This window comes from Arthrobacter sp. 10T413_2, assembly GCF_056394205.1.
Genome location: NZ_JBFTHK010000280.1, coordinates 1 through 3,634 on the forward strand (window position 1 = coordinate 1; position 3,634 = coordinate 3,634).

Consider the following 3,634-nt stretch of genomic DNA (forward strand, 5'->3'; position numbering starts at 1 on the left):
CTCCCAGCCCGCCCGCGCAATAGAACGCGCCCTCAAGAGCGAGGGCCTGACGGCCCAGGAACTTGATCTGGTCGAGATCAACKAGGCCTTCGCGTCCGTGCTCATCCAATCCGCCAAGGACCTCGGCATCGAGTCGGACGCCGTCAACGCCGAGGGAGGCGCCATTGCCCTCGGGCACCCGGTGGGGGCTTCGGGCGCGCGCCTGGTCCTGCACCAGGMGCTGGCCCTGAAGCGCCGCGGCGGAGGCATCGGCGTCGTAGCTCTCTGTGGCGGCGGCGGCCAGGGCGACGCCCTGATCCTCAAGGCATGACCATCCCAACGAAGAAGCAGGCCATGAAAACCAGCAACCACGACGACGGCTTTGGAACCATCTCCGTCGCAGCCATCMTGGCCGAATCCGCACGCAGGACGCCGGACAGCATCGCCCTGATCGTCGGCGAGGACGAAACCAGCTACGCCTGCCTCTGGCGTGAGACCCGCGCCTACGCCGGGGCGCTGCGCGCGCGGGGCATCGGCCCCGGAGATGCCGTCGCCGTCCTGATCCCCAACGTCCCGGACTTCGCCCGGGTGTATTACGCCGTCCTGGCCCTGGGCGCCGTCGTTGTTCCGGTACACGCCCTGCTCAAGGCACGCGAAATCGACTACGTGCTCCAGGACAGCGGCGCCAGGATGTTGATCTGCGCCGCATCCCTGATGAAGGAAGGCGCTGCGGGCGCCGCYACCGCCGGAACCGATCTCCTGACCGTGATGGCGGCGGACGACGACGGGCTGCCGCGGCTCGAAGACGAGGCCGCCGCGTCCCGGCCAATCGACAGCTACGTCCCGTGCCGGCCCTCCGACACCGCCACGATCCTCTACACCTCCGGCACCACAGGCAAGCCGAAGGGCGCCCTTGGCACGCATTTCGCCTTGGTGGAACAGACMAGCGTCCTGCTGACAAGCGTCATGGACTTCAAGCCCGGCGACGTCCTCTTCGGCGGATTGCCGCTGTTCCACACGTTCGGCCAGACCGTCGTTCTCAACACGGGACTGCGCGCGGGCGCCACCGTGGTCATGATGCCCCGCTTCAGCGGCGATGGTGCCCTGAACCTGATGGCACGGCACAAGGTGAACATTTTCGTCGGTGTGCCGACCATGTATGTGGCGCTCCTTGAAGCGGCCAAGACGGTCGACGTCCGCCCGGCCGCCCTGCGCTACGGCATCTCCGGCGGCGCGTCCCTCCCGCTGGCCGTCATGGACAAGTTCCGCGACGTMTTCGGCGTGGAGATCCACGAAGGCTACGGACTGACCGAGACGTCCCCCGTCGCCGCATTCAACCACGTCGGCACAGCACCCCGGCCCGGCACCATCGGCGTCCCGATTTGGGGCGTCGACATCGAAATTGCCCGCGCCGAAAMGGTCGAAAGCATCGAGCTGCTGCCCTGCGGCGAACTTGGCGAGCTCGTCATCCGCGGACACCTCCTGATGAAGGGCTACCTCAACCGGCCGGAGGCCACCGCCGAGGCGATCGTCGACGGCTGGTTCCGTACCGGGGACCTTGGGACGAAGGACGACGACGGCTACCTGAGAATCGTTGACCGCAAGAAGGACATGATCATCCGCAACGGCTACAACGTCTACCCCCGCGAGGTAGAGGAAATCCTCCTCACCCACCCGGAAGTCGTCAGTGCCGCCGTCTACGGAATTCCGCACGACGTCCACGGCCAGGAAATTGCCGMCGCGATCGTGCTCGACGCCGGAGCCACGGCCACCGAGGCAGACCTGATGGAATTCGCCAGCGCCCAACTCGCCGCGTACAAATATCCTCGCGTCGTCAGGCTGCTCGAGGAGCTCCCCCTCGGGCCCAGCGGAAAAATCCTCAAGCGCAACCTGGCTGCCGAATCCGTCGGATCCTAACGGCCATGCCCCGTCGGCGGCGGCGGCCGTGCCCAGGATATCCACCGACTCCACCGACATTCCGCTCCTCAGATAAGGACCCKATTCATGACTGAGACCAGCCGCAAGGACTACAACACCATCGACGTTCCCGTGCGCGGCGGCCTTCTCCATGCMGCCGTCTGGGGAGAAGAGAATCCCGCGGCGCCGACCATCCTCGCCGTGCACGGAGTGACGTCCTCGCACATGCAGTGGACGGTCCTGGCGGATGCCCTCCCCGCCGTCCGCATCATCGCGCCGGACCTGCGGGGCCGAGGGCGCAGCAACGCGCTGCCCGGACCCTTCGGCATGGCCGCCCACGCCCAGGACCTGGCGGCTCTCCTAGATGCCGTCTCCGCCGGCCCCATTGTGGTCCTCGGACACTCCATGGGCGCCTTCGTCGCGCAAGTCTTTGCCCGCGCCTATCCGCAACGGGTGAGCTYGCTCCTGCTGGTGGACGGCGGACTTCCGCTTCCGCTKCCGCCCGGAGTCAGCGTGGACCAGGCCATTGATGCGATTCTCGGGCCCGCGGCGGCCCGTCTGTCGATGAGCTTCCCGGACCATGAAACGTACCTGGAATTCTGGCGCCGTCACCCGGCCTTTGCCGACGACTGGAACGACGACGTCGAAGCTTACGCGCGGTACGACTTGCTCGGCGAGGCTCCGAACCTTCGTCCCTCGACCACCATCGAGGCAATGACCGAGGACTCGAGAGATCTCCTGGCCGGCGACTCAGTCCGGCATGCCCTTCAGGACCTGAACCACCCCGCCGTCCTGCTGTGGGCGCCTCGCGGACTCCTCAACGAATCCCCCGGCCTTTACACCCACGAAACCGTCGACGCCTGGGCCGGCAGCCACCGGTCACTGCGGGCCGAAGTGGTACCCGAGGTCAACCACTACACAATCGTTATGGGAAGCTCAGGCGCGGCCCGGGTGGCCGCCGCGGTCAAGGAGGCCCTGGACGCCGACCAGACCGGCACAGCGGGCCGGTACACACCAGTTGACTAACCCGCCGCGTTGAAGAMGCAGCGTTTTGTGTTTGCGCCGGGCCATGGCCGCACCCGAGCGGAGCCGGTACAACTAAGTCATGACGACCTTTCCCTTGGTGCTCGGTCCCATGATGCGGTACGTGGATGAGACCTCGGCGAGTGTCTGGGTGGAGACCCGAACTGCTGCCCGCATCTCGCTCCGTGCGGGCGGCAGGGAGTGGGCAGCCAAGACGTTCGCAGTGCACGGCCACCACTACGCCCTGGTGGAGGTGGGCGGACTGGCGCCCGGAACGGTCACGTCCTACTCGCTCGACGTCAACGGAACCCGGGTCTGGCCCGATCCCGCATCCGGGTTCCCTCCCTCGAGGATCGCGACACTGACGCCGGGCAAGCCGCTGCGGATGGCTTACGGCTCCTGCCGGACCAGTGTGCCGCACGACGCGTCCGGCAACCGGACCCACGGCGTCGATTCGCTGCGCGCCTTCGCGCTGAGGATGGCCTCCGGCGGTGAGCTACCGTGGCAGGACCTGGTGGCCTTCATCGGGGACCAGGTCTATGCCGACGTGACCAGCGAGCAGATGCAGGAGTTCATCCGCGGCCGACGCGACATCAAGGCACCCCCCGGCGAGGAACTCAAGGACTACGAGGAATACGCCCACCTGTATTTTCTGGCCTGGTCGGACCCCGCGAACCGGTGGCTCTTGTCCACCCTTCCCAGCGCCATGATCTTC

At 67.0% G+C, this 3,634-nt stretch carries 3 protein-coding genes and 1 pseudogene; all 4 read left to right on the forward strand.

Going from position 1 to position 3,634, the window contains the following annotated elements:
• A pseudogene (locus AC1DBQ_RS22425) lies at positions 1 to 310 on the forward strand (acetyl-CoA C-acyltransferase); the annotation flags it as partial.
• Between the two features lie 23 nt (positions 311 to 333).
• Entirely contained in the window at positions 334 to 1,896 is a 1,563-nt protein-coding gene (locus AC1DBQ_RS22430; protein WP_476930612.1) for a long-chain-fatty-acid--CoA ligase, read from the forward strand.
• 87 nt (positions 1,897 to 1,983) lie between these two features.
• Positions 1,984 to 2,922, forward strand: coding sequence for an alpha/beta fold hydrolase (locus AC1DBQ_RS22435; RefSeq protein WP_476930613.1), 939 nt, complete (start codon positions 1,984 to 1,986; stop codon positions 2,920 to 2,922).
• Between the two features lie 79 nt (positions 2,923 to 3,001).
• Positions 3,002 to 3,634: DUF7800 domain-containing protein (locus AC1DBQ_RS22440; RefSeq protein WP_476930614.1), on the forward strand; the 633-nt coding region annotated here is incomplete at its 3' end.